The organism is Polaromonas sp. P3_B1, assembly GCF_056402935.1.
The window spans coordinates 1-3785 of sequence record NZ_JBFUGK010000077.1; the positions used below are offsets into that span (position 1 = coordinate 1).

At 57.7% G+C, this 3785-nt stretch carries 3 protein-coding genes; all 3 read left to right on the forward strand.

The features are described from left to right. The coding region (locus tag AC1DXS_RS24605; protein WP_477740066.1) for a hemagglutinin repeat-containing protein at nt 1-2971 on the forward strand (2971 nt) is incomplete at its 5' end. Then, entirely contained in the window at nt 2968-3444 is a 477-nt protein-coding gene (locus tag AC1DXS_RS24610; RefSeq protein ID WP_477740067.1) for a hypothetical protein, read from the forward strand. The genes AC1DXS_RS24605 and AC1DXS_RS24610, both read left to right, overlap by 4 nt. Then, nucleotides 3386-3785: hemagglutinin repeat-containing protein (locus AC1DXS_RS24615; protein WP_477740068.1), on the forward strand; the 400-nt coding region annotated here is incomplete at its 3' end. The genes AC1DXS_RS24610 and AC1DXS_RS24615, both read left to right, overlap by 59 nt.

A 3785-nucleotide genomic window follows, 5' to 3' on the forward strand; every position in this document is an offset into this window, starting at 1 on the left:
GCGCGGCGGCAGCCTTCAAGGGCTACAACACCTACAAGGGGCCTTCAAGGGCTACAACACCTACAAGGGCATGACCGACGCCTCGGGCAACTTCAACAAGGATGCGGCAACTGACGTCACCATCAACATCAGCTACGGCACTTCTGAAAGCGAAAGCAAAAGCAGCAGCCAGAGCAACAGCGCCGCCGGCAGCACCGTCGCCGCGGGCAAGAACCTGACCATCGTCGCCACGGGCGCGGGCCAGGCCAGCAACCTGACGGCGCAAGGCGCAAACCTGACCGCCGGCAACAACGTCACCCTGCTCGCAGACAACAATGTCAACCTGCTGGCCAGCCAGAGCAACGCCAGCCAGGAAAGCAGCAACAGCTCAAGCTCCAGCAGCGTAGGCGTGAGCTACGGGCTCATCTCGCAGCAATTCAGCTTCAGCGCCAGCGCCAGCCAAAGCCAGGGAAACAGCAGCGGTAGCGACACCCGCTACACCAACACCCAGGTCAATGCCGGCAACACCGCCAGCATCATCAGCGGCGGCGATACAAACTTGATAGGCGCGGTGGTGGCGGCCAACACGGTCAAAGCCAATGTAGGCGGCAACCTCAACATCCAGAGCCTGCAAGACACCAGCACCTACACCAGCGAGCAGAGCAGTTCAGGTGCTTCCGTCAGCTATGGCAAGGGCAGCGGCGCAGGCGGCGGTGTCAGCGCGTCCAACAGCAAGATCGACAGCAGCTACGCCTCGGTCGTGCAGCAAAGCGGCATCAAAGCCGGGGATGGTGGCTTCCAGGTGAATGTGGCGGGTAACACCGACCTCAAGGGTGCGGTCATTGCCAGCACGCAGGCGGCGGTAGACAACAACAAGAACAGCTTCAGCACAGGCGGCACACTCACGCTAAGCGATATCCAGAACAACGCCAGCTACGAAGGCAAGGCCACGGGCCTGAGCATTGACGTGGGTCAGCAGGCCGGGAAGTTTGGCGTCAGTGGCGTGGGCGTAGGCATTGGCAGTGACAAGGGCGAGGTCAGCAGCACATCAAGCAGCGGCATCAGCGGCATCGCCGGCAACACGGCTGTCAGAAGTACCGATGCCGAAACCGGCATTGCAAAGATCTTTGATGCCGACCGGGTGCAGAAGGAGATCACTGCCCAGGTGCAGATCATGCAGGCTTTTACCAAAGAGGCGCCCAAGGCAACGGCCAGCTTTGCGGCAGGTCAAGCGGCTGACCTGCGCAAAGCAGGCAACGAGGGAGAAGCCAAGAAGTGGGATGAAGGGGGTATTTACCGTATAGCTCTGCACACACTGACCGGCGCACTCAGTGGCGGCATCAGCGGTGCGGCAGGAGGTGCGGCAAGTGCCGGCGCAGCGAACCTGATGAATGACTTCCAAGACGGAATTCAGAAGGGCTTGGAGGATTCGGGGATGAGCAAGGAAGCGGCGCGAGCCATCGCGCAAAGCCTGGCGACCGTGACCGCTGCGGGTATTGGTGCGGCGGTGGGCGGAACTCAGGGAGCTGTTATGGCGGCGACTGTGGATGCCAATAATCGGCAGTTGCATCCTACAGAGGCCCAGTTGATCAAAGCGAATGCGGCCAAATATGCAGCGCTACGCCAGATTTCTTTGGAAAAAGCCGAAGCCGAACTGACGCAACAAGCGCTACGCAATGTAGATACCGCCCACGCCGAGCGTTTAGGCGTCTCTGACATAGAAGCGCAAGCATTCTTGAAAGAACTTGGCGCAGGACAGTCCTTTGTTGATGCCTCAACGGGACAACGCTTTGAGCTATTTGCTGCCGACGCCGCTACTAGCGCAAACCACGCGATGTTCGGTCAATATGCAAAAAACAATCCAACTGTGGAGGCCGCGTTGGATAGGGCGTACCAGTCTGCCTTCAAACCGGTTGGTGGCCAGACTATTGCCGGGTTAAATGGTTCGAATGCTGGTGCTCTGACAGGTTCGGATCTGGCTCTCAACGACGCCGCTCGAGACTATCGCAATATGCGGCAACAACCTCCGGCCGTGCAGTGGAGTGTGCTCGGCGAGTTGCGCCAGGAACGGCGAGAAAACCTCAGTACTCAACTCAAGCTGACCCAGGAACTGCAGGAACTTAACAGCAAAAACGACACCAGCGGCGCGGCAGCTCTGCGTCGGGGCCAGATATTTACTGCGCTAGTCCAGTTGGATCAGGAGAACACCACCTTAAGGCAGGCAAGCGTCGAGCAACTCAAGGCCATGGGTAGCAATGGGCTGCTCAATCCCGCAGACCAGCGTGAATGGATTGAAGGGGTGGGCGAGGCCCTGGCGGGAGGCGGATTGGGCCTCAGAGGCCTAAGCGCTGCAAGCATCGCGGGCCGGCTGAACATGCTCAAATCGGCCGTTGAGGAGATTCGTGCAACGTCTGCGGCGGCCAAAGCAGAAGCGCAGGCGATCGCAACCGCAAGAGTGGAGAACAATTTGGGAAGGGACGGGACTCTTGATCCCTATGCCCCTGTTCCCAATGCTCAAGCGCAAGCGGATTTAAGGGCAAAGGCGGCGGCAGATGCCGCAAATGGGGTGAGTAACCCGCACTATGATCTCAAGCATGGCCCAGGCACAACCTTGGAGCAGCAGCACCAAAGAGCGATGAATGGTACCAACCCACAAACTGGCGGAAGCGGTATGCCCGCCGATGCTTCCAAATTTTTTAATGCTACCGATATGCAAACAGCTATTCAGCGAGCCGAGGCTGCCTTTGCGGCCAATCCGGGGGCGTATCAAAATGGACAAATCTCAGTGCAATTCAATCGTCCAGTCGGAGAAGGATATACAGGGGCAACCAAAAAAAACCAGGTGGCGGGAATTCCAGCAGGTGAATACCGCTGGGCGGACAGTGCGACGGTGGGAATTGACCTCAAGACCGGCAAAGCTTACACCGCCTATCCCAATGTCTTACAGGGAAAACCTATGCCTGATCCGTTAAAAATGGGGATAAAGCGATGATCGATATCAATCTGAAGCATGCCGACATGGTCATGACCGCATTCAAGGAAGATGTGGCTGAACACTATCACTATGCGAGTGAATTGGTTTCATTAGATTTAACTCACAAAGAGCAGGCACTTTATGCCATACGTAAATGGCTTCTAGTCGATTTGAATCCTCACTTCAAAGATACCGAAACTGGGAAGACCCTGCGCAAGGAAGCTTGCCGCTATTGCTTAACTAAAAAACTCGGATGGGCCAACGTGTGGTTGCCTGGAATCGACGGCGACGCCAGCTTCAAACCACACGACATGGAGCATTGGAAGCGTGAAATGCAAAAGTTCTATTTACTTCTATGGAGCGAACTTTTCCCTGATGATCCTTTTAGACCGGCCGACCTAAGCCAGTATCGTCAACGAGTGGATGAGAACTTTGCGAACTTTCCTCACATGCCCGAACTATGGGGAGAGCCTGAGTACAAGCCTTGGTGAATGCGTCAGCCAGGGCAACGCCCAGCTGCAGGCCGGTAACAACATCAACCTGAACACGGTCACCAAGTCCGACAGCGTCGACGCCACCCGCGACGAGCGCAACTACACCCGCTTCTCCCAGAGCCAGGRCGTCGGCAGCCAGCTCAGCGCCACCGGCAACCTCAGCCTCGTCGCCGGCAAAGACATCAACGCCACGGCAGCCAGCGTGACGAGCCAGCAGGGCGCCCTGGTCGCCAGCGCCGGCAACAACGTCAACATCAATGCCGGCAAGTCGCAGAGCTCGCTGGCCACCGCCACCTTTGTGGAAGACTCGGRCGCGTTCAGCTCAGGCAGCACGGAAG

Coding starts and splice junctions, on each gene's coding strand:
- AC1DXS_RS24610 (WP_477740067.1), top strand. CDS start 2,968: ATGATCGATATCAATCTGAAGCATGCCGACATGGTCATGACCGCATTC.